This window comes from Blautia pseudococcoides (assembly GCF_001689125.2).
Taxonomy (GTDB): domain Bacteria; phylum Bacillota; class Clostridia; order Lachnospirales; family Lachnospiraceae; genus Blautia; species Blautia pseudococcoides.
Window position 1 is genome coordinate 3,708,056 of record NZ_CP015405.2, and the last position, 24,775, is coordinate 3,732,830.

General features: G+C 44.3%; 18 protein-coding genes. 2 read left to right on the forward strand and 16 right to left on the reverse strand.

Going from position 1 to position 24,775, the window contains the following annotated elements; translation table 11 throughout:
- Positions 1 to 11: 11 nt before the first annotated feature.
- From A4V09_RS17525 to A4V09_RS17595, 14 genes are all read right to left on the reverse strand, one after another.
- Positions 12 to 572 carry an acyltransferase gene (locus A4V09_RS17525; RefSeq protein ID WP_198168551.1) on the reverse strand — a complete coding sequence of 187 codons (561 nt, stop codon included), beginning with the start codon at positions 570 to 572 and terminating at the stop codon, positions 12 to 14.
- A 13-nt stretch (positions 573 to 585) separates the two neighbouring features.
- The gene (locus A4V09_RS17530) at positions 586 to 1,701 is read right to left on the reverse strand and encodes an NAD/NADP octopine/nopaline dehydrogenase family protein (RefSeq protein ID WP_198168552.1); all 1,116 of its coding nucleotides are present in this window, start codon (positions 1,699 to 1,701) and stop codon (positions 586 to 588) included.
- The gene (locus tag A4V09_RS17535; protein ID WP_065543471.1) at positions 1,688 to 2,779 is read right to left on the reverse strand and encodes a sugar-transfer associated ATP-grasp domain-containing protein; all 1,092 of its coding nucleotides are present in this window, start codon (positions 2,777 to 2,779) and stop codon (positions 1,688 to 1,690) included. The genes A4V09_RS17530 and A4V09_RS17535 overlap by 14 nt, the downstream gene beginning before the upstream one ends.
- A gap of 12 nt (positions 2,780 to 2,791) precedes the next feature.
- Positions 2,792 to 3,772: an ATP-grasp domain-containing protein gene (locus A4V09_RS17540; RefSeq protein WP_065543472.1), complete on the reverse strand. Its 981-nt coding sequence runs from the start codon at positions 3,770 to 3,772 to the stop codon at positions 2,792 to 2,794.
- 10 nt (positions 3,773 to 3,782) lie between these two features.
- Complete coding sequence (locus tag A4V09_RS17545; protein WP_065543473.1) at positions 3,783 to 4,715, reverse strand: 1-aminocyclopropane-1-carboxylate deaminase/D-cysteine desulfhydrase; 933 nt, start codon at positions 4,713 to 4,715, stop codon at positions 3,783 to 3,785.
- Between the two features lie 18 nt (positions 4,716 to 4,733).
- Entirely contained in the window at positions 4,734 to 5,237 is a 504-nt protein-coding gene (locus tag A4V09_RS17550; RefSeq protein WP_065543474.1) for a GNAT family N-acetyltransferase, read from the reverse strand.
- On the reverse strand, positions 5,234 to 5,914 hold the full coding sequence (locus A4V09_RS17555) for a sugar transferase (protein ID WP_065543475.1): 681 nt from the start codon (positions 5,912 to 5,914) through the stop codon (positions 5,234 to 5,236). The genes A4V09_RS17550 and A4V09_RS17555 overlap by 4 nt, the downstream gene beginning before the upstream one ends.
- An 11-nt stretch (positions 5,915 to 5,925) precedes the next feature.
- Positions 5,926 to 7,239 carry a DegT/DnrJ/EryC1/StrS family aminotransferase gene (locus tag A4V09_RS17560; RefSeq protein WP_065543476.1) on the reverse strand — a complete coding sequence of 438 codons (1,314 nt, stop codon included), beginning with the start codon at positions 7,237 to 7,239 and terminating at the stop codon, positions 5,926 to 5,928.
- A gap of 185 nt (positions 7,240 to 7,424) precedes the next feature.
- Positions 7,425 to 9,416, reverse strand: a complete 1,992-nt coding sequence (locus tag A4V09_RS17565; protein WP_369858259.1) for a polysaccharide biosynthesis protein — start codon at positions 9,414 to 9,416, stop codon at positions 7,425 to 7,427.
- A 517-nt stretch (positions 9,417 to 9,933) separates the two neighbouring features.
- Complete coding sequence (locus tag A4V09_RS17570) at positions 9,934 to 11,139, reverse strand: zinc ribbon domain-containing protein (protein ID WP_065543478.1); 1,206 nt, start codon at positions 11,137 to 11,139, stop codon at positions 9,934 to 9,936.
- A 119-nt stretch (positions 11,140 to 11,258) separates the two neighbouring features.
- A complete protein-coding gene (locus tag A4V09_RS17575) occupies positions 11,259 to 12,395 on the reverse strand; it encodes a site-specific integrase (RefSeq protein WP_065543479.1) in 1,137 nt (378 codons plus the stop codon).
- A gap of 626 nt (positions 12,396 to 13,021) precedes the next feature.
- Positions 13,022 to 14,401 (reverse strand): UDP-N-acetylmuramoyl-tripeptide--D-alanyl-D-alanine ligase, encoded by a 1,380-nt coding sequence (locus A4V09_RS17580; RefSeq protein WP_065543480.1) that lies wholly within the window; start codon positions 14,399 to 14,401, stop codon positions 13,022 to 13,024.
- A gap of 31 nt (positions 14,402 to 14,432) precedes the next feature.
- On the reverse strand, positions 14,433 to 15,464 hold the full coding sequence (locus tag A4V09_RS17585) for a D-alanine--D-alanine ligase family protein (protein ID WP_065543481.1): 1,032 nt from the start codon (positions 15,462 to 15,464) through the stop codon (positions 14,433 to 14,435).
- Positions 15,465 to 15,881: 417 nt separating this feature from the next.
- Positions 15,882 to 16,790 (reverse strand): AraC family transcriptional regulator, encoded by a 909-nt coding sequence (locus A4V09_RS17595; protein ID WP_162291119.1) that lies wholly within the window; start codon positions 16,788 to 16,790, stop codon positions 15,882 to 15,884.
- Positions 16,791 to 17,038: 248 nt separating this feature from the next.
- Here A4V09_RS17595 and A4V09_RS17600 point away from each other — a divergent pair, with 248 nt between their 5' ends.
- Positions 17,039 to 20,179, forward strand: coding sequence for a family 16 glycosylhydrolase (locus A4V09_RS17600; protein ID WP_065543483.1), 3,141 nt, complete (start codon positions 17,039 to 17,041; stop codon positions 20,177 to 20,179).
- Positions 20,176 to 21,627: an FIVAR domain-containing protein gene (locus A4V09_RS17605; RefSeq protein WP_065543484.1), complete on the forward strand. Its 1,452-nt coding sequence runs from the start codon at positions 20,176 to 20,178 to the stop codon at positions 21,625 to 21,627. The genes A4V09_RS17600 and A4V09_RS17605 overlap by 4 nt, the downstream gene beginning before the upstream one ends.
- Positions 21,628 to 21,678: 51 nt before the next feature.
- Here the strand turns inward: A4V09_RS17605 and A4V09_RS17610 are convergent, their stop codons facing one another.
- A complete protein-coding gene (locus A4V09_RS17610) occupies positions 21,679 to 23,082 on the reverse strand; it encodes a L,D-transpeptidase family protein (RefSeq protein WP_065543485.1) in 1,404 nt (467 codons plus the stop codon).
- Between the two features lie 401 nt (positions 23,083 to 23,483).
- Entirely contained in the window at positions 23,484 to 24,764 is a 1,281-nt protein-coding gene (locus A4V09_RS17615; protein WP_065543486.1) for an aspartate aminotransferase type Ic, read from the reverse strand.
- Positions 24,765 to 24,775: the final 11 nt, after the last annotated feature.

The following is a 24,775-nucleotide window of genomic DNA, read 5'->3' on the forward strand; positions in this document are numbered from 1 at the left end:
TTAAACTCTCCTTACATTCTTCCCCTATGGAATAGTTCCCACATTAAATCCTCACATTCTTGTGATACAAATTGTTTAGCATTATTAGCAGGGTATTCAATGTGAAACATCCTACGCTTTTCAGCAAAGTCCTCGAAATTACCAATAACTCTTGCCGGTACTCCCCCCACTATAGAATTATCGGGCACGTCCCGGTTCACCAGTGATCCTGCAGCAATAACAACATTGTTTCCAACTTTCACATCATACAAAATCAGCACATCAGAACCAATAAACACGTTATCTCCAATTTCTATACATCCAATCTTCTCTTCAAATCTAGCTTCATCCCATTTCTTCCAGCCATTTAGCATAAAATGGCATACGTCATGCGTAATAAACGACACACCAGACGCCATCCATACATTATTACCAATACTGATCAATCGTGAATACAAAGGTATCTTACGGGAAGTTATCATGACTTTTTCACCCATACTGTGAAAGACGCCTTTCTTCCTCATATAGTCTGCTCGTTTCATTGGGGAACGCATAAAGAACATTCTTAACATTAAAAAATATCTCGTATTCACCGACACGTCCTCCTTATTTTCTACAATCCTCTAAAATCTTCTCTATATTTTCCAATCTAAGCCCTTCTAGTGTTCTGCCTTCTGCTCGAAGATTTCTACCAAGTGCCGCACCTGCAATCTCAATTAATGCTGTCACAATTGGCGTAGGAACAGACAATGCTTTTCCAAGTGCCTCCAGCATAACCAGCCCTTGTGGAACATCTTCCGAAATATATCTGGAATCTACTTTAGTTGGTCCTTTTGCTCTGGTATCCATTTCGGCATAATTCAGAAACACTTCTTTTGCATCCATATTATCATCAAGAGAATTACGGTATTTACATGCTTCCACATAGCTCACCCTATTAAATCCCAATTTCTCTAATACATTCATTTTCTCAGCATCAAGGGCCTCCAAAATCTTCCATGTTGCAGGGTTATCCCTTGTATATGCCTCATGATACATACAGAAATCTCCACGGGATTTTTCAATCCGCGGTATACTCATTACAGAACCAACCGTATGCACTACAAGATTAGGATTATGAATAGCCGCCTCAACAACGGAATCTAAATACACAAACCGTTCATTCATCTGATTCAGTTTCTGGATTGCCTCATCTTTTCTTGCTGACGGATATATTCCAATAGGGTTTCTTACATTGCGAAATCCAACCCTAAAACATCCAGGCTCCATGATTCTGCCATCTATAAACGAACTCTCTGCTTCCGCAATAATGAGATTCTTTTCTCCACAGTGTTTTAGCACATATGCCGTAGATAAGTATCCAGGATTTATAAGAAGAATCTGGTTATCCTGTAAATATGGAGCAATGCGTTCAATCAATTGCTCATGAAAATTTGTCTGAATATAAATCACAATAATTTCTGCATTGCTTATTTCTGCAACATCTCTAGTCACCTTATGTATTTGCGCTGTTTTAGTTTCACCAAATTCATTCAATGTCATTTTTCCATTATTATTTTGAAGAAACTCAAAATTATCATCATGCATGGCATGAGAAGTCTTAATCAGTGTTACCTCATGGCCTTTTAAAGTTAAATCTGCCGCAACAGCACATCCTGCATTTCCAGCTCCTAAAATAGAAATTTTCATTTTATTTTCCTCTTTTTCATTAGTTTTGAGCATATTTTAATGTCTTCTTTACAAACACTTCATCCAAAACATGTTCTGTTAAATCTCCAAATGTAGGTCCACAAGTAATCTGATTTGATCCCGGACAAACATTATATTCTATAAAAACCGGCTCTCCCTCTCCACTCACAGAAAAATCCCAGCCAATCAATTTGAAATGTGCCAACTTTCGATGCTGTTTTTTTACAAGCCCAACTATCTTCTCATAAGATGGCACTTGAACATCAGCAAAGCGGATTCCATGCTGGTTTTCTGACACCCACTCAGCTTTTCGGTTCACACCTCTTTCTGCCAAATGTCCATCTTTCTGTATCGGACAGGCAAAACCACCTGCACCTATATTATCCACTTTATGTCCGCTGGCTCCCATTCGGAGAATTGATGACAAAATATGTACTTCCCCTTCAAAAAAGAAAGATACAATGCGTATTGTATTAAGTGAAGAAGGGTTCAATTCACTTAATACGGGATGTTGTTTCACTGCCTCCTGTGCAATATAATTTGCCTTCAGTGAATGCATGACTGCTGTAATTGATTCCTTATCTTTCTTTTCTTTTTCAAAAAAACTAATCAGCCTACCCTCACCACTGTCTATCGAAGGCTTAATAAGAAATTCTTCCGGATAGTCCAAACAGTTTTTCACAGCTTGCTCCATTGAAATGACATTCATATCTGAATCATAAAATACACCCGCAATATTCTTAATGATTGTTTCCGGTCTAGTAAATTCTTTAAAGAAAATATCATGCATACATTTATCTTCCCCAAAACGCCTAAATTGTGTATTGCTAAAATACGGTACTATCACCCCATACCATAAATCATCCGGTATGTATCTGGGATCTACTTTTTTCTCCCTGTCAGAAAAAATCTGATACCACATTTTTGATGGTTTTAAACCATATCTTTTCCAAAATGGAACCACTATTTCTTCGTATTCTTTTGAACAGTTGAACCCGCCGTTCATACGTTTCAAACGTAGTTTAGCCTTTTTCTGATATTCAAGTTTCCGATAAACGGATTCCGCTTTCAGATTAATATCATCCCATTTCTTTCTAAATCCGCTTCGCATTGTCTTAATACCTCACAATTTTTTCATCATTATTTCGTTATACTTCATCATAAAAATACCTTCTTCATAGTCCCCTATATTCTTCTGATTAGCATTACCATATAAATTCTCTACAATGAGTTTCATATGATCACATCCACACTCATAAGCATGCGGATAGCCACCCCCAAATCTGGGATTGACTTCTGACACGTAATATTCACCGCCAATTTCAAAAATATCAATATCAATCTGTCCTCTGTATCCGGTTTCCTCCACTAACTTTTCAATCAGTGCAAATAGTTTTTCATCCTTAAACGAAACTGATTTATCTGTTTCCCCCGCTCTCATGGCAATCTTTTTCTTCGTGAATATAGAGACAATTTCCTCACTGACCAAGTCAATGTAAACATCTGCACCGATTTCCTGTCCATCCATATATTCCTGAACCATCAGATTATCACCATGTGCAAAAAGCAGCTCCACCGTCTCTTTATCATATACCTTGTTGATCGCGACGGAAGCGCTGCCTCTAACTGGCTTTACAAAAACCGGATAGTTTATCAGACCTGCTTCTACATCTATATAGAATAATTCTTTATCAGTATAACTCTTTGGAGTTTTATATCCATGCTCTGTAAGCCACTCATACATTTTCATTTTATCAAGGCTCATCTCACACAGATTATAATCAGAACCAATTACCATCACACCAAGATCAGAAAACTCTTCTCTATGTACTGCAAGAAGACTCAGCTCTGGATCGATCAGACTGAGAATTGCAGATATTTCTTCCTTCTTGCATATATCGAAAATCACCTCAATATACCCATCCGCAGCCATCTGAGGAACCTGATAAAACTTATCAGCCTCATAGACTGACGGAGCAATATTACTCATATCTGTTGCAATCACACGCCCAATCCGTTCCCCACTTGAAGTTGTCAGTGCTTTTTTGAAATACTGAACGATCTTATTCCTTGTACCAGCACTTAAAATCAATATATTCATCATTTCTGTTTCCTCAAATCTTTATATTTTCCAAGTCATCAAAAAATAGCGGAGTACCACCTGTATGAATAAACAGAATATTCTTTCCTCTAATACCCTGTTTATTTAAATAGGCTCTCATACCGGCGTATGCTTTACCAGTATATGTACTATCCAGCGGTATTCCATGATTAATCAACACGTCCTTTATTGTCTGCTCAATCTCTATATTGTTCTGTCCATAACCCCTGCCAATGTATTTATCATCAAAAACAATGGTCTTTTCTATTTTCTCATCATCATATGTATAATTCTTCTCAATCAGATATTCCTTAACGCTATTAAATACCACCTGCCTGCCTCTCGGATTTTTTCTGGCAATACTGATTCCCACAATTCTTCTGTTATCTCCATGTATTAACTGACCACAAACAAGCCCTGCCTGCGTGGTCCCTGTACCAGATGCAGAGAAGATATAATCAAAATGAATCCGGTTTTGTTTCTCAAACACTCTAATCTCCTCATAGCAGTCCACATATGCCTGTGTGCCCAAATTCCCATGACCTCCACCAGCAATGAAATAAGGATTTCTGCCCTGTTCTCTTAATTGTTCTAACTTATTTTCTATCGTGTTATGTACTGTCTCAACTGGAACGATTGTTATCTCAGCACCCAGCCAATTCATCATTTTACTGTTAAAAGTAGGCTTAGATGCCTCTTTGGGACCGATAATATAACAAGATATTTTCCTCATGGCGGCCATACTGGAAACAATACGACAATGGTTGGAACTACTGGTTCCATAGGTCACAACGCAGTCATAAGCACCCTCATCAATCTCTTGAAAAAAATTAATAGCTTTTCTTGCCTTATTTCCACCAAAAGATATGGGAATCAAGTCATCTCGCTTTATATATATATTGTTACTATAGATTTCTCCAAGATTTTGTATCAATGTTTCAACCATTCCTACATCACCTTCTAATCATCCTTTGCTTTTATCATCTGAGGAGACAACATAATAATATCGGTCTACACTTTTCCCCCTATTTACAACCGAATCGCGTTCTAGTCCCATCTTGATGAATCCACAGCGTTCAAATAGCCGTTGTGCACTGGTATTGTCTATTTCTGTATAGAGATACACTTCTTGTAAGCCTATTTCAGAAAAAGCATAATGAAGCAGCAAGTATGTTGCTTCTTTAGCAATTCCTTTCCCCTTGAACTCTTGCTCTCCAAGTGTGATGTAATATTCCGCCCGACCACCCGAAATCGACAGCAATCCGATCAGCCCCACTGGCACATCGTCACATTCAATAACAGCATCATACCTATCTGCTCTATACTTATTATTCTCATACCAGATTTCCGTTTGTGGGATATTCAGTGGCAAATCGTAGTGCAAATATTGATTATTATTCTCGTCATTAATCCAACGTACTTTATTAGGTATGTCTTCTTTTACAAATCTTCTCAACTGTATTTTCATTTATGCACCATTTCTCTTCTGTTCCAATCTCTTCTTGCATGATCAAGCCTTCCGGCAGGAATCTGGTTTCCAACCAAAATATCCGATTTTTTTATAACTTTAAAAAAGGTCTTAACAATAATTCTAGCATCCATCAAAAAAGTACAATGTTTCACATAATAAAGATCCTGTTGTAAGCGTTCATCCCACGCCGTAACATTCCGTCCATTTACCTGTGCCCAGCCAGTCAATCCTGGTCGAACATCATGTCGGTGCATTTCTTCATCTGTATAATAAGGGAGATACTCAACCAGAAGTGGTCTAGGGCCTACAATACTCATATCACCCCGAAAGATATTCCACAATTCCGGGAGTTCATCAAGACTTGTAGATCGTAATCTCCTCCCAAAAGTAGTAAGTCTAACTTCATCTGGTAGTAAAATCCCGTCTTTATCTCTTTTATCAATCATGGATCTAAATTTATAAAGATAAAAGCTCTTCCCCTTTAGACCAGGTCTTACTTGTTTAAATATTACAGGCGATCCCAATTTCACACGGACTAGAATAGCCGTAACCAATAACACCGGTGATAATAAAATCAAAGCAATACCTGAAAGCACTACATCTATAGGCCGTTTTATGTATTTTTCAAAAAAACTTTTTTTACAAGTTTTACTTTGTTTCTTTTTTTCATCCATGTTCTTTCCCTTTACTCGAAGCACCTTCTAATAATATCAACAACTCTATCCACTTGCTCATAACTCATCTTATTATCACTCGCTAGGCACAATCCCCTGTGGAAGATATCTGCACCGACATCAGAATCAATATCCTCATCCATATAAGCATTGCTTTTGCCACGTCCATTCCCCTTTGCAGTTACAAAACCATGCATCCGGTAAATTGGTTGCATATGCATCGGCTTCCAGATTGGTCGTCCTTCTGCATTAAAGGCAGCAATCGCCTCCAATATCTCTGTCGGACAAGACTTTCCAGGCTCAGACACATAAAGTGCTTTCTGCTCACCACGCATCTGTTTACACATTGCTTCTTTATTAATCAATAAGCAACTCAACCAGTAGTTTGGTACGATATCTACACCGCTCAAACTCACCGGATTCATACTAACAGGCAAATCTTTTAGTCCCTTTTTATATCTTTCATAAATAGCTTTCTTTTGACTTCTATGGTCTTCTGCATACGGAAGCTGACCACGCAGCACACCAGCAATGATATTACTCATGCGATAGTTATACCCCACTTCCTCATGTTGATACCACGAAGCATCCTCCCGACTCTGGGTGGACCACTTGCGGACCTTGTTGGCCCACTCCAAATCATCAGTCAAAAGTAGTCCTCCGGAACTTCCCGTGCATAGCTTATTACCGTTTGCGGACAGGATTGAGACATCTCCAAAACACCCGGTCTGGATACCGTTATAGGTAGCACAAAAAGACTCTGCTGCATCCTCTACAATTAAAGCATGGTGATCATCTGCAATTCTTTTGATCTCATCCATCTTTGCTGGCGTGCCATAGAGATGAACAATCACGATCAGCTTCACATCCGGATATATTTCAAATGCCTTCTCAAGAGCCACAGGGTCCATATTCCAGGTATCATATTCGGTGTCTATGAAAATGGCCTCGCCGCCCTCATATGCCACCGGATTCACAGTGGCAGCAAAAGTCATATCACTGCAGAACACCTTCTTTCCTTCCAGTGTTCCATGACTGACTTTGGGCTGACCATAGAGCTTTTCTCCACAGAGTTTTATTGCCAGGTGAAGTGCAGCGGTTCCAGAGGATAATGCCACAGCATGCTTACGCCCCACCTTCTCTGCCGTCATACGCTCTACTTCATTGATATTAGGTCCTACTGTTGACACCCAATTGGTGCGAATAGCTTCATCCACCCACTTCTGCTCGTCACCGTGCATTGTGGGGGAAGAAAGCCATACCTTACTTGAGAAAGGCTCTATGCCCTTGAATCTCGGATCTAATAAGTATTTCTCTCTGTCCATTAATCTTACTCCCTTAATCGCTTTTCTACCTTCTGATTTTAAAATACCTAATAATATGTTCAGAACTTACATTGTTAGATTTCCATCAACACACTCCGCCACTACTCCACCTTTAAATTAGTCTAAGAATAAATTCCGTAATTAGTTCAACTTCTTACCCATTACTTCATTAAGATAATTTAATGTTAAACTTTATACCTATATGTGGGAACCACTTTACCTACAAGTTCCCTAATATCATCCTGATTGCAATAACTAGATTCTGCTAAATTATCCAAATCGATCAAAAACTTCTCTACATCAAACGGAATAGGACTTCCAATATGTATCAACTTATTCGGTGTAGTCTTCATCCCTTCCTCCGCCATCAGCTTCTCTTCATAAAGCTTTTCTCCTGGTCTCAGTCCAGTATATACAACCGATATGTCTACATCCGGCTTATACCCTGAAAGTTTTATCAAATTACGAGCCAATGTATCAATTTTCACAGGTGCTCCCATATCCAAAATGAATATCTCGCCACCCTTCGCATACGTCCCTGCCTGCAACACGAGACTCACCGCCTCAGGTATTGTCATAAAATATCGAATAATATCCGGATGCGTAACAGTGACTGGCCCACCTGCTTCAATCTGCTTCTTAAAAAGAGGAATCACAGATCCATTACTTCCTAAAACATTACCGAAACGAACAGCAACAAAATCTGTATATTTTCTATCCTTAACATCCTCTTCAACCCTATACTCTCTGGTAGCCGCTACCATTTCATAAACTGTATCTTTCTCATGCCCATTTAAGTCCGGCAAATCCATTGTCTTTCCCTGCTTACTCAGCCTATCCATAGTCTGAATCACCATCTCACAAAGCCTCTTACTTGCCCCCATAATATTCGTAGGATTAACCGCCTTATCCGTACTGATCAGCACAAATTTCTCGCACCCACTCTGCAGTGCCGCGCTTGCAGTCTTATACGTCCCCAAAACATTATTCTTTATTGCCTCACAAGGACTCGTCTCCATCAAAGGCACATGTTTATGTGCAGCCGCATGATAAACCACATCCGGTCTGTACTCTGCAAACACACTGTCAACCCTTCTACTATCCCTCACCGATCCAATCAAAACAACCAAATCCAGCTTCGGATATTTCCGTCTCAACTCCTGCTCAATTTCATAAGCATTATTCTCATATATGTCAAATATGATCAGCCGTTTCGGACCATGCGCCGCAATCTGCCGACACAACTCGCTGCCAATAGAGCCCCCTCCACCTGTAACAAGAATCGTCTTATTCCGCAGCGCATTAAAGATTTCCTCCATATTGACCTGGATCGGATCTCTCCCCAACAAATCCTCCACAGCCACACTCTTCATCTTACTAATCGAGACTTCCCCATTCACCAGCTGATATATTCCTGGAAGTATCTTCATTTCGCACCCAGTCTCTTTACAGATATTAAGAATATCTCTCTTTACCTCAGCCGAAGCACTGGGGATCGCCAGCAAAATCTGGTCAATCTTATATTTCTCTGCACTCAGCAGAATATCATCCCTATTCCCAACAATAGGAATCCCTTCTATGTAACGTCCCATCTTATTCGGATTATCATCAATAATACAGCAAACCTTTGCCTTCACCTCACTGGCCCTATTCAAATCTCTGATTATAATCTGCCCCGCGGCCCCTGCCCCGATCAGCATAACCCGATGAAGAACCGTATCCTCTTCACTCTGTTTATTCCGATTACGCTCCAACAAAATAAACCGATAAGAAAACCGAACTGCAACCGTAAACACAAACTGCAGCATAATCCCAAACAAATAATAAGAAATTGGCATTCTCTTCACAAACAAAGTAATACCAATAATCTGAAACAACCCAGTCACAACATTAGCCGCCCCAATCCGGAACAACTCACTAAAACTGGCAAACCTCCAAACACTCTTATACAGCCTCAACACCCAATAAACCGCTATACAAAACACCGTATACCAAGGCGCAAATTTCAAAAACGACCCGAGATAAATATCCGGAATCAAAGAATACCGACAGTCAAACCTAACCCACAAAGCCAGCATAAACGCCGCGTTCACAGCCACAACATCGTAAAGCATCAGCCAAAGCGCAATCGCCTGCCAATGTTCCATTACCTTTTTCTTCCTACCCGCCTTGCGCATCAATTCTTCCTGAACCCTGTCCCTCTCCTCATTCGTCTGTGCCGCTTTCCATTTTCTCTCTTCCTCACCGGTCATACCAGAGCCATTTTCCATGCTCTCGTCATATCCAGCATCTATACCACCACGAATAAACGCCTCCTGCTCATTATCCTCTCTCTTCCTGTCTCCGGCGTTGATCTTCGCCAAAGCAAACACTATCACAAACAGGAACAGCACCAGCAGAAGCAGCAGCACAATGATTATCTGCCACATAATATCTCCCCTCGTATTCCTAAATCATTTTTATCTCTTTAATTTTTTGTTTATTATTACTTTGAATATTCTCTGCCCCAAAAGGCAATTCTTCGCCGCCCCCGCTAAGGAGCCGACCGGCGATATTCAACCGGAAACTATGCGTCACTGGCGCACAGCCTCTTGCCAGTTTCCCGGCATCTATATAAGAGTGAATGTTCACACTTATGTCAATTTAAAAATCTAAATTCTCTTAATAATTGATCCATCTCATTCATTTAGCTGATCAAATTTTCCTCTTCCGCTCAAAATCCTTCAGGCATTTCACCCCAAGATTTCTCGCACTGTTCAGGAACCGACTGCCCTGATGCCCATTCTCGCACTCAAACATAGCTCCGTTTTTCTTGATCTTCCCGCCGCAGACAAAGCACTTACTACTCGTCCCTTCCGCACTAAGCTCCAGAACCACGATACCGGTGCTCCATGCCTTATACTTCAGAAACTCTCTTATCCTGCTTCCTAAATACAACGGCGAATACATCCCTGAACGATACCGGACAACCTTTGTAAACTCCTTATCATAAGACGGAAATACCAAAACGCTGGCTTCTTCCCTCACACAGAAATCCACGATTTCCCTGCTCACCTGATGTGCATAATGCTCGGACAAGTTTTTTAAACGCAAATAATATTTGTGATTCGCATGAGGAGCATTGTCTTTATCCGTATAAACTCTGGATTTCTCGATCTTCTCCAAAAGGACCTTACATTTGCTTCTATACGCATCCCCGCCTCTGCAGGAATACACAGCCTTTTGTTTCCCATCCCCATCCAGCACACAGCACATAGCAAAAATGTCCGTATTGGTAAACTGCACGCTGCAGACATTCTCTCTACTCATCATCCGCTCTTTTGCGTTCCTGGCATCCTCCGTCTGCTGTTTCACAGGCACATGCAGCCAAAACTCCTTCTCCCGGAAAACAACTGTGGGAGAAAGCATCATACCATCTTCAGGCATCGACTGCCCCTTTAACCTGCAGTCCATCCAGTTCCACTTCTTCCCATCCCATACCTTCAGAGAAATCTTATTCTCCCGAAAATCCTTATACATCCCCTTAAAGTAGGTCACAGACGCATCAATGGTATCCGGTATGGTATAGACCAGGTCATCACCCGAATTTTTATACTTTTCCGTATAACTCTTCAAACTGGCAGATGCCTTATTAATAGCGGACCGCCTGAAATAAACCGGAACCTTGTCAAAGGGCAGCGGCCTCTCAGGCACTCTCCCGTCTCTCCCTGCAATAGTCAGGCGTTCTAACGCCCCCTGCATCTGAAGGAGATTCAATTCCCAGATTTCTTCGTGCTCCAAAAGCAGCCGAAAATAAAAATCCAACACCTGCCTGTAATATTTCTCTGTTTCTGTCAGCCATTCCGGGTGAGAACAGCGAAGTTTGTATTTAATTGTCTTAATGCAGTATCCTGTTTTCATTCACTTATTCCAATAAATGGGACATATTTTTTTAGAAATACGACATGAGATAAAAAAGACAAGTCAGAAGGCGCGTTTGGCGGCTTCTGACCATTTTGGTGACCATTAATAATTCTGGTTCATAGTATTGTGAGCTGGTTCATATATCTGCGCTTGGTATCCGGCTGTATATGCACATATAGGTCAAGCGTTGTCTTTACCGAAGTGTGGCCCAGGATTTCGGACAGGGATTTTGTATCAAAACCTTGTTCTATCCAGCGGCATGAGAACTGATGGCGGAGCGCATGGATTTTTATGTGGCGGATCCGGCATTTTTTTAAAAGAGCGGCGTATCTCCGTTGTATTGTCCTTGGTTCCATGCATTTTTCTGTTCCGGTTAGGACAAAAAAGCTGCTGTCCTTTTTTAAAGGTGCAGCCAGTGCCAGAAGTCTGTCAGGCAAAGGAATGGAACGTATGGATGTCGGTGTTTTCGGAGTGCCGATATTCAAATGTGTGCGGGAGCATTGACTTTTTCCGTCTGTTATGAGCATATTCAGGTTTTTTACACGTGTCACAGTGCGGCGAATGTGAATTTTGCATTGCGTAAAATCAATGTCTTCCCACTTCAGGCCGCTCAGTTCGCCTACACGGATTCCGGTGTACATGCATAAGAGGATGCCAAAAGAAAAAGGATCTATATTGTTGAACAGGTAGGAATCGAGCTTCTTGTAATCTTCACTGCTCATAATCTGTATATCACTGCTGCTTGAGGGGATACGGGGGAATTTAAGCGGCTCAGCCGGGAAGTAGCCGAATTCCTGAGCATACCGGAGAATATTTTTGAGTACACTTAGGATCACATGGATACTTCCGAATGCCATTCCCTGCTCCAGTTTCTTTTGCACAAAACCTGTGAGGGTGTGGTTAGTAAACTTTTTAACCTGCATTTGGCCCAGGAGGGGCAGAATGTGATTGTCAAGAATCTCCTCATAGTTGGAATACGTGCTTTCTTTCACAGTATAGCGGATATGGGATTTCCACTGTATGCTTACGGTACGGATCTGGTCATCAAGGGGTGGCGTAGAGGACTGACTGCCGTACAGATACAAATTTGGATTTTCGGATATGATCTTGGCTTTTTTATCTTTTACCTCCGTGTAGGACCTGCCATACAGATAGCCGTATCGGATTTTACCGTCTATGTCACGTCCTTTTACATACCGTGCTTCCCAACGACCATCTTTTCTTTTTCTGATATTTTCACCTCTTCTGGACATATTGACCTCCTAAAAATTATGAATTTATTGCACAAATTCAGACCACTTTTCTGACCACTAATGGTTTTCTATTAATGGTGCCAAAATATCTCGGTTTTCATTTTATATCCCGTAAAGTTTTCCAGTGGTTCCGGATATACTAAAAATAGACAAAAAATTGCCATTATTTTTTGGCATATTGACTTTAAGGGCTTTTGGCGTTAAACTTAGTTTTGACTAAAGACCGGAAAATCATATTTGTTAATACTTTTTCTTGTCTTTTGATGTCGTATTTCTAAAATAATATGGTTAAAGATATACCAGCCCCCAAAGCTTGCACAGAGGCATACCTTCTGCCGTTATCCGCCAGCCCCCCTATTCATACATCTTCCCCAAAAAGCTTTTTCTTACACAGAATATTCCTAAAAACTTTCCATAAATCCGTAAATCAAAGCAGAAATCAGCCCGCCCGGAGGGCTTCTTTGTCACATAAAAAAAGGCCCCGCACCACACGGCCCCCTCTATCTCTTTATCATCACATCATAAAAGTGAAAACCCCCGCCGTATCCTTCACCGGCAGGGGTTTCCACTTTTATAATTATTCTTATTATCAGATTCAGTATCTCAAAATTCAAACACTTTGTCAATCAGTTACAGGGAAAATTCTTCAACGTCTCCACCACTTTCTCAAACTCCATAAAGTGCGAAGCCTTCACCAAAATGGTATCCCCATCCCGGATCATCTCCGGCAGAGCCTCCAGCAGGCTTTCCTTTTCCGCAAAATATACAATATCTTTTGTTGGCGCTGCCAGCCTGGCTGCCTCAGCCATATCCCCTGCCAGTTCACCAACGCAGATGATCTTATCAATATCCCTGGCAGCGGCATACACCCCAACTTCCCGGTGCATCTCCACTTCCTCTTTACCAAGCTCCCCCATATCTCCCAATATGGCAACTCTTCTCCCCAGCGCATCTTGCAGCACATCCAGAGACGCTTTCATAGAAACCGGATTGGCATTATAACAGTCATCCACGATTGTCCTGTTCCCCGTCTCTATAATATGGAAGCGACCGCTCAAAGACTGCAGACTCTCAATCCCTTTCTTTATCTCCTCCATATTCATTCCATAGGTCAGCCCAACAGCCGTTCCTGCCAGCGCATTATACACCATATGCCGCCCAGGTATGGGAATCAGCACCTTAAAGTTCTCTTCTCCCGCATGGATCCGGCAGGAAATGCCTTTCAGCCCCTTACTCTCAATCTCATCCGCCCACACTCCCTGATGGTTATCAATACCAAAGAATAACGGTTTGATCCCTTTCACATCCCTGACCGTGATCAGCTTATCGTCATCCCCATTCAGGATCACATGCCCGTCACTTTCCAGGAAATCAAATATCTCTGTCTTTGCCTTCAAGATCCCATCACGGGATTTCAGCAATTCCAGATGACACAACCCGATATTCGTGATCAAACAGGTATCCGGCCGTGCGATCTTAGCCAGTCTGTGCATCTCACCGAAATCACTGATCCCCATTTCCAGCACCGCGATCTCGTGATCCGGGCGTAGCCCAAATACAGTCAGCGGAACTCCTAGTTCATTGTTGAAATTCCCTTTTGTCTTCAGTACATTGTATTTTTCTTCCAGAACCGCAGCAATCATTTCTTTGGTACTGGTCTTACCAACACTGCCGGTAATTCCTACTACCGGGATGGACAATTGCTTCAGATAAAACTCTGCAATATCCTTTACAGCCTGCAGCGAAGAATTCACCTTTATATAAGGAAAGCTTTTTTCACCCAGCCCCCTTTCTGTGAGGGTACACAGCGCTCCTTTTTCCATCACACCGTCAATAAAATCATGGGCATCTACCCTGGCGCCTTTAATAGGCACAAACAGAAAACCTTCCTCCACCTTTCTGCTGTCCGTGACAATCCCCTGTACTTCCTGTTCCTTCTTCTCCGGGCTGCCCACATAGACACCGCCACAGACTTTTGCTATATTTTTCAACGTAAGATTTTTCATGGCACACCTCTGATCCGTTATATTTTTCCGGCTATTTATATTTTTTCAGGGAAACCTCGATCAGTTTCTCGCACAGTTCCGGGTAATCCATGCCCAATACCTTTGCCTCCTGGGGGATAAGGCTGGTAGGTGTCATCCCCGGCAGCGTATTGGCCTCCAGACAGTACATATTTCCTTCTTTGTCCAAAATGAAGTCCAGTCTTGCATATGCCTGCAGGGCCAGTGCCTTATATCCCAGTTCAGCGTATTTCTGCATCTCCCTGGTCAGTGTTTCGGGCAGTTCAGCGGGACACGTCTCTATGGTAGAACCTGCCTCGTATTTGTTCTTATAATCGTAGAATCCCTGAAGCGGCGCAATCTCAATAACCGGATATGCCTTGCCGTCCACTACAGCTACAGAGAACTCACGCCCCTCAATGAACTGTTCCACAACTGCTTCGTTTTCATAAGAAAAAGATTCCTCAAGGGCTGCCTCATACTCTTCCTGGTTCTTAGCAATACACACGCCCACACTGGAACCGCCGCAGCATGGTTTGACGATAACCGGGAAATCCATATCATAGTCAGCCAGTTCACTGCTGCATTTTCCCTTCTGCAGGGTCACACCCTTGGGTGTGGGTACTCCTTTTGCTTCAAATACCATTTTTGTGATGCCTTTATCCATAGCCATCCCGCTGCTCAGCGGCCCGGAACCGGTGTATGGAATGCCCATCAGGTCAAATACTGACTGAACCTTGCCGTCCTCCCCATTGGAGCCGTGCAGGGCCAGGAAAACCATATCTGCGGCCTTGCAGATGTCCAGTACATTCGGCCCGAAGAATTCTTTCCTGCTCTTCATGGTCTCTTCCAGTTCCCTGCTTTTTGCCTGCATATAAGCAGTCTCCGCATCTATATCATAGGTAAGGGGAAACATCTCCTTACCCCACTCCTCTTTTCCAAAATACGCGTCCACCAATACTGCCTTATGATTTCTTTTGCGCAAAGCTGTGCAGATACCCTGTCCGGACACAATGGAAACTTCCCTCTCCGTACTGCTGCCGCCTGCTAAAACAACTATATTCATGCTCTTTCTCCCTTTTCACAGCCATTTGGTTTCATTAACCTGCTCTTTTTATACTAATCAATTTAAACTTTTTTGTCAACGCTGTTGCTGTCTCACAACATAATCTGCAATAAAAAAGACACCTCCGGTTCAGATTTTTTCCTCGTATCCTGATCTCCTGGGCTTCTTCTCTGCTGCCAAAAAACAATTCCGGGCAGTTCCCCGCCGTCAGAATAACTTTCATCCCGCAGTTTTTTCCAGCTCTTTTATCCATATTTCTGATCTTTATGACATATACTTTCAATACAAAATACAATTTGACATACAAACAGCATAAAAAATCATATGTTTTGTGCACATTTTACAGTAAAATTATCACATTCCAACAAGTCAGGCGCTAATTGGACGAGATTCCCAATGGCACCCCATTTTACCCTTTTATGCGTTCTTTGTATCAGATAGAACAAGCGTCCCGGAGGAGGCGCGGAACGCCTTGGGACTGATGCCTATTTTCTGCTTAAATGCCTTGGAAAATACCAGTGCGTCTTTATATCCCACCATTTCCGCGATCTGCCTGACCGGCAGTGTTGTGTCCTGGAGAAGCAGGGATGCTTTGTTCATACGGACACCCAGCAGATATTCATAGGGCGAAACGTGAAGAACCTGCTTGAATATCTTAGTCAGGTAGCTGCGGGTGATCCCGATATAAGTGCACATGTCATTGACCTTTATATCTCTGTGATAATTCTGTTCAATGTAGGCAACCGCATAGTCCACATATTCCTGCTGGTGATATTCTCCGAAAGGCTCCCGTGAGACGTGCGTACTTTGATACTCACAGATAATATTTGCCAGAAACAGGGTAAGCTGGCTCTGGCGCACCAGGTCATTGGCATAAGTAAGCTGGTGGGCTGCCAGCATGGCATCCACACAGGCGGTAAGTTTCTCCTCCTGCTCGAAACGTACCACCCGCTGGCTGTCAGAAAACCCGGCGTGTTCCAAACACTCGTATGCCCGGATGCCGTCAAATGCCACCCAGACATAGGACCAGGGCGTTTCCATATCCGCCCGGTACACAGTGGTCTCCTCCGGCATAATGAGAAACGCATCATGAGCGCTCAGTTCTCTGGTCTTTCCATTTGCTGTAAAGGTGCCTTTTCCGCTTACTACATAATGCAGAAGATATTCCTTCCGGGCGGCAGGGCCATAAGTATGCCCTGCCTCGCAGATTTCCCTGCCGCAGTAAGCCAGATAAAGCTCCACAGAGTTTTTTCTGAGAAATTCCAGGCATTGATACTTGGGGGATTCCGTGTATTTCACCTCGGTGTCCTTATGTAGGCTGTCCATTTTGAATCTCCTCCTTTTCACCCTCATCCATAAGATCAGCTATAAGTATTATAGCATTATGCTTATCCGGTGAAAAGGAAAATGTAATACCAACGGATGTGCCGAACATCCATAGTTACTGTTCACAGACTACTGTCCCGTAAGTTATTTTCTCCGGGGGATGCTGCGCCTTTTGCACCCTGAGGGGCGGAGCTATACTTTAACATGCCGTGAACAGCAGCCATCCATAACAAGGAAGGAGTAAATGTATGAAAAGAAACAAGAAAATCCGTAAGTCCCTGTCACTGCTCATGGCTCTGGCCCTGACCGCAGGAAATCTATCCCCTGCCACAGTCAAGGCAGAACCCGTAATCGTGGATAAGAACATCCTTGAAGGACTGGTTCCCACCACAAATGCTGCCGGAGGTATTGCCAATCCTGAGGCAGCAACAGATGGTATCAAAACTGACAGCAATGTAGACATGAACAATACCCGCATCGACGCCGGGGAAGAAACCGGCGGGGACGACAATGGCTACTCTCAGTGGAACCAGGTGTATCTGCAGTATGATTTTGGTGATGTATACAGTGTAAAAGCTGTGGATATATACCGCAACACCTATGATATCGCAGTCTCCACCTTCAAGGACGTTAAAGTGGAGCTGTCAACGACCGAGGATTTTTCTGAAAGTATTGTCCTTTACGGTGAACCTGACGGCGAAGATATAGGGGAAACCATGGACACCAAAGGCACCTCCCAGTACCTGGAGACAGAGAACACAGTGGATGCCCGCTACCTTCGTGTATGGGGAAAAGGACATTACATTGAAAATACCGTGGGTTCCTGGAAGGGCTACAGCAACGGCGTCCTTTTCAATGAGATCGAGGTTATTGCCTCTGTTGAGGAGGAATCTACAGACCCCGGCGGCGATGAGGAGATGGTGGACGCCAACATCATGACAGGTCTTCTTCCCACCTCCAACTCACCGCACCAGATTGTAAGCGGTGACGCCACCGTGCCCCAGGTTCAGATCAAGAATCCGGAAGCTGCAACAGATGGTGTCAAATCCGGCAGTGACGATGACTCCAACAACACCAAAATAATCGCAGGAGAAGAAACCGGAGGCGCTGACAACGGCTATTCCGGATGGGACCATGTGTACCTGCAGTATGATTTCGGCAAGCTCCGTGACGTAAAAGAAATTGACCTGTACCGGAACACTTATCCCAACGCAGTCTCCACCTTCAAAGATGTCAAAGTGGAACTGTCCGCAGATGAGGATTTCTCAGAGAACACCATCGTATACGATACTGCTGATCATGAGGAGACCACCGACAATAAAGGACAGCCCCAGACACTTGTTCTGGAGGAACCCGTATCTGCCCGGTACATCAGGATCTGGGAGAGAGGACACTACATCCAGAACACCAACAGCGCCTGGAAAGGTTACAGCAACGGCATCCTCTTTAATGAAATCGAAGTAATTGCCAGCATTCCAAAATCAGAAGTTCCCGCTCCGCCGCCGGAGGAGGAGTCACAGAATATTGCCTTGGGAAAAATCCCATACGTGCGCGGTCTGACCCCAACCAATATTGAGGCCATCACAGACGGCAATGTTGACGACAACTATGCGGTACACAACAGCACCGGAGAGCGCTGGCTTCAGTTTGAGTACAGAAATAATTACCAGATGAAAGAAATCCGCTTCAAACTCGAGGAGGGCACATACCAGTCCGTAAAGGTTTCCGTTTCCTCCTCCCCCACCAATGGGGGACAGACTGTATTCCAGCAGAAGAACTGGACACAGGGTGCTGACATGCAGACAATAACCCTTGACCAGCCTGTTACGGGAAGATATGTACGTTTTACTGTAAACAAGGATAACAACAGCCCCACCAAATATTCAGAGGTGGAAATCTGGGCCACAGGCAAATCTTACGATGAGTCCAAGCCCGAATACGTGGCACCGGATTCCAAATATGACACCCTGGTATGGGCAGATGAGTTTGACGGCGACAGCATTGACGAGACAAGATGGAATATTATTGACGGTATGGCAAACCACGCCGCCATCTACAACAGAGACGCTGTCAGCATAGTAAAGGATGGAGAGGAAAGCTACCTTGCCATCAACTCCAAGAACTACGAATCCACAAAGGCCCTTATTGATGCGGTAGGCTGGGATCAGTACGGTTCACAGCAGCTCGCCTCCAAGGTCACATGGTCATCCGGCCGCCTGGAATCCAAAAATAAGTTTTCCTTCCAGTTCGGACGCATGGCAGTCCGTGCAAAACCCAACGATTCCCAGGGTATCTGGCCTGCGATCTGGATGCTGTGCCAGGATGAGACCGGACATGATGAGATCGACGTACTGGAATATCTTGGTCAGGATTCCTGGTCGGCCTGGACCACCAATCATTTCGGTATTCTGAGCTACAATAAAGGCTCACACGGTATTGCCACCAACAATTATGAGGCATGGTGCCAGGACTTCCACGTATTTGAAGTAGAATGGGACCCTGAGGCTATCACCTTCTTTATTGACGGCAATCAAGTACACAAAACCAGCCAGGCCAGGGATGACGGCAGAGACGGCATGCACACCCGCCCCATGTTCCCCATTCTGGAAACACAGGTGGGCGACGGCTGGGTCGGTGATGTGGACTACAGCAAACAAAACACAAAACAGGACAGCGATTTCCTGGTTGACTGGGTTCGCGTATACCAGACCGAAGATCAGGCAGTTACCCGTTTTGACGACCTGACCAAAATTTCAGGGGGAACCAATGACGATTACTTTATCAGTGCTTCCTCGGCAACAGACGGGCTTATGGCACTCACAAACGGAGAAGAACCTTATGAGGACAAGGACAATTTCTATTACGGCGGGCAGCCCAGATATGAGGACAGCAGAATCGCTGTAAAGGAAAATGCTGAGGACCAGTCCTTAGTATACAAAATCCCGGGCGTAAATGATGTGCATCTGACCGCCTATTACCAGACCCTCAGCGATGCGGCCCAGTGGGACGGCGGGGCAGGTTCCTACAAAGGCGCATCCATCAGAACCACGCTGAAGGATAATGCAAATATTGATTTCCAGGTATTTTCCTCACCTGACGGAAAGAACTGGACAAGGTTTGAAAATATTAAGACTGTAGATAATTTCCCTGAGGCATATCCAAGCTATGCCAGGATCACATTTGACGCTTACGGACTTCCGGAAGGCACAAATTATGTGAAAGTTGCGTTCCCGGACTATAAAGGTGTCAGCTACGCTCTTAAATCAGGGGATGTGAAAGAGGTTCAGAACACAGATATCCAGCTTGCAAAAGTGACCTTCCTTCAGGATCAGCAGGAAACTGCAGACAAATCCCAACTGGAAGCAGTCATTGCAGAAGCGGAGCATTGACTGCCCATGATTATACGGCGGAGAGCTGGAACGTATTAAGGGAAGCGGTGGATGCAGGCACAGCTGTCATGAACGATGAGACCGCCATTGCACAGGATATGGCGAATGCTGCCACAGCCATCCGAAATGCCATCGACAGCCTGGAGGCGGCACCGGAAGCAGACAAAACAGCGCTGAAATCCGCACTTGATAAAGCAGCAAAGCTCATCGAAAGCGATTATACCTCATCCTCCTGGAAAACTCTGACGGAAGCAGTCAGCGCGGGCCAAAAGGTATTTGATGACAAAAAAGCATCTGACAGTGATATCAAAAAAGCTGCAGAGGTTATTCAAAAGGCAATAGACGGGCTGAGAAAGATAACAAAAACAAATAAAACAGCATTAAAAAATGCCCTTGACAAGGCATCTGAACTGAAACAAGACGACTATACCGCATCCACATGGAAGAATCTCACAAAAGCAGTGGACGCAGGTAAAAAATTACTTAGCAACAAAAACGCTTCCCAGAAGGACATTGACCAAGCTGCCAAAAGCATCACAAAAGCTGTCTCTGACCTGAAAAAGGAAGTAAAAGGCACATGGCAGAAAAATGCCAAGGGCTGGTGGTATGACTACGGCAGCGGAAAGTGGCCGGCAGGAAAATGGGAGCTTATCGAAGGGAAATGGTATGCGTTTGACGGGGACGGCTATATGCGGACCGAATGGTTCCGGGACGGAAATACCTGGTATTATCTCACAGGTTCAGGCGCTATGGCTACCGGATGGATCAGAGTCGGAGACAACTGGTATTATCTCAGAGATAACGGCAGCATGGCTACCGGTTGGATGAATGTAGGCGGTACCTGGTATTATCTCTCCGGTTCAGGCGCCATGCTCACCGGATGGGTGAAACTTGGCCAAACCTGGTATTACCTGAACACTTCAGGCGCTATGGCCACCGGATGGATCAAACCGGGCAATGACTGGTATTATATGACTTCCTCCGGCGCTATGACTGCCGGATGGATCAAACTGGACAGCAGCTGGTATTATCTGAACGCTTCAGGCACTATGGCTGCCGGATGGCTTCGCCTGGGCAATAACTGGTATTACCTCAATGCATCAGGCCGCATGGCTACCGGATGGATCCGGCTGGGAAGCAGCTGGTACTACCTGACAAACTCAGGCGCTATGGCTACAGGATGGTTGAAAGACGGCAATAGCTGGTATTACCTCACCGCTTCAGGCCGCATGGCTGCCGGATGGCTCAAACTTGGAAATAGCTGGTACTACCTGACAAACTCAGGTGCTATGGCTACAGGCTGGATCAATGACAGCAGCAAATGGTACTACCTGACCGCTTCAGGCGCTATGGCCCAAAACACATGGATTGACAATTATTATGTCAACTCAAGTGGTGCCTGGACACAAACACGTTCATTCATTTCAGACAGCACACACTCACTATAGAAAAGGGGCCGGTATCCACAAAATGCCGGCCCCACAAAATTATGAAACATATCAGTACACCACTACCGGCACACCTTTTTCTATATTATTATAAATCTTCTCCGCATTGGCCGGAGGCGTATTCACGCAGCCGTGGGAACCGTTGTTAATGTACTCAGAGCCTCCAAAACTTTCTCTCCAGTCTGCATCGTGGATGCCCGTATTCGCATAAAACGGCATCCAGTACTGAACCGGTGAGGAATAATTCTCGCCAACCAGTGTGGCATTTCTCTCTTTATACATAATACCGTAGATTCCCGTATGGGTATCCCAACCCTGGTTATGGTTGCCTGTTACAACATCCGTGCTCACCAAAAGCTGTCCATCCTTGTAGAACCACATATGCTGCGCCTGCAGACTGATCTCCACGTATGTATTTCCAATATCATTGGTATCCCGCACATAGCCTCTGTAAGTATACTCAGGCTCCATGGTCTGGGACTGGCCGCTCTTTATGGCCTCAACAAGCTTTGTGGTAGTGTCGTTTCTGGCTATCAGCCATCCATAGTCTCCGCCGCTGACCGTGATGGTCTCTCCCGTGGAGGTTACAAACTGGCGGGGATAACCAAAGGTATCATATTTCTTGGCCATTTCCACCACGTACTCTTTTGCTTTTTCCTCGTCCAGGACCACGTCCCCGTTCTCATCTGTGGTAAGCCAGTTCTTGATAACATCCTTGTTCACCGCTTCCTGTCTGTCCGAGAAGTCAAAGGTCACGGTAACACCCAGAAATACATTGCTCTGGTCACGCTGCTTGATCAGATTCTCATCCGTGCTGTATACTGTAGGCTTCAAATAACACTCTTCCGCTTCCAGGTCCAGCTCTGTCTTTCCCTCATCAATGGCTTTCAGGATCTGTTCTTTTACCTTGTCCTTATCCAGGGCATTTCCCATAACTTCAGGCACGATCTCGTATCCGGTGTCTGTATCACCCAGATAAGCATCCGCCGGCTGTGTTATATTTGCTTCCTGGAACGCATCCAGGGCATCTATAGCACTATACAGCATGTCTTTGTCATAGGTGGTCGTGGCTGACATATCGTAGTCATTCTGATGTGCAAATGACAGGAACCAGAGAAACGGGTTCTGCTTGTCTTTCAGCTCCTGGATCTTGCCGTCATCCACATACTGCATATTCATCTGTGATGCCACTATGGATTCCGTCTTACCGTCCCGCTCCTTCAGATGCAGCGTGTAGGACGCAATCTCATCCACTATGTTGTCTTCCACATCCTCCACGCTCTTGCCGGAGGCATTCATTCCGTTGATCTGGGAACCCAGATAGAAATGTTTGGTAAAGTATACGACACCGGCTATGTACCCAAGCACCATGAGCGCTATATATCCGATCAAAATACCCAGTACTATCTTTTTTGCCTTCGTATACTTTCCTTTCTTCCCTTTCTTTTTTTTCATAACCTCTACCCCTTATGTTATAACTTTGTTTATCGGTAACGATCCGGTCGCCTGTATCGCTACGTGTATTCGCCCATTATAAATCGCTTTGCAATGGGGCAAATACCTGCTGCCGCTGCTCTTTTGTACGTTCAACGCAGTAAGCCGGGCAGTTACACCTATCCTTCGTTTTCTATTCTATTTCATTTTGATTGTCGAAGTAAAGTGTTTTATGCAAAATTCATTAAAATATCACATTTCTGTAATTCATCCGATAATTATCCGATAATTCCGTAACCAAATAGAAATAAGGCGTTATACAATAAGGCAGACCTTCTGCTTTTCTGCAAAAGTTCTGCCTTGTTATCTCACTTATGTGGTTTCCCGCAGCTATTTGGCAGGTCTGCACCTTTAAAGGGCCATTACTCTGCCAGAAGCTTGTCGATACTTACCAGTTTCACACTGAGTACAAAAATCTCGGTTGCAAGCTGCAGTTCCTCCGGTGTGGGGAAACTGGGTGCAATACGGATGTTGCTGTCATAAGGATCAATACCATATGGGAAGGTAGCGCCCGCCTCTGTCATCTTCACGCCGGCCTCCGCTGCCTTGGCAACAATATCCTTTGCACAGCCTTCCATGGAGTCAAAGGAAATGAAATATCCGCCCTTCGGTGTGGTCCATGTTCCGATGCCCGCTCCGCCGATCTCTTTTTCCAGTGTATTCTCCACTGCCTCGAATTTCGGACGGAGGATCTCTGCATGTTTTCTCATATGCTCATGCATACCTTCAATATCCTTGAAGAAACGCACATGCCTTAGCTGGTTGATCTTGTCATGACCAATGGTCTGGATCGCCATATGTTTCCTGAAATCAGCCAGGTTTCTGGGTGAGGACGCAACAGCAGCGATACCGGAACCCGGGAAGCTTACTTTTGAAGTGGAGATGAATTTGTAAGCCAGATCCGGATTGCCCGCTTTTTCACATTCCTCCAGAATCTCCAGCAGGAAATCCTGTTCCTCATATAAATGATGGATGCAGTAAGCATTATCCCAGAAAATACGGAAATCCTCTGCCGCCGGTTTCAGTCTGGCAAAGCGTTTCACTGTCTCCTCAGAGTAGGTGATGCCCTGTGGGTTGGAGTATTTCGGAACACACCACACGCCCTTGATCGCCGGATCAGAGCTTACCAGCTCTTCTATCATATCCATGTCCGGTCCGGCAGGAGTCATGGGAACAGTGACCATCTCAATACCAAAGTATTCGGTGATCTTAAAGTGACGGTCATATCCCGGTGACGGACACAGAAATTTTACTTTATCTAATTTACACCACGGAGTGCTGCCGCAGACACCATGTGTCATGGAACGTGAAACTGTGTCAAACATAACGTTCAGGCTGGAGTTGCCGAAGATCACAATCTGGTCTGCAGATACCTCAGTCATGGCTCCCAGAAGTCTTCTTGCTTCAGGAATACCGTCCAGCAGGCCATAGTTACGGCAGTCAATACCTGTTTCACATTTCAGTTTGTCAGTGCTTTTTAACTCTTCCAGCATATCCATTGCCAGCTCAAGCTGCTTCTTGGACGGCTTTCCTCTGGACATATCCAGATTCAGTCCTTTTGCTTTTACTTCCTCAAATTGTTTTTCCAAATCGGCTTTCATAGCCTGCAGCTGCTCTCTGCTCAGTTCTTTGTACGGCGTCATGGCTCTCCTCC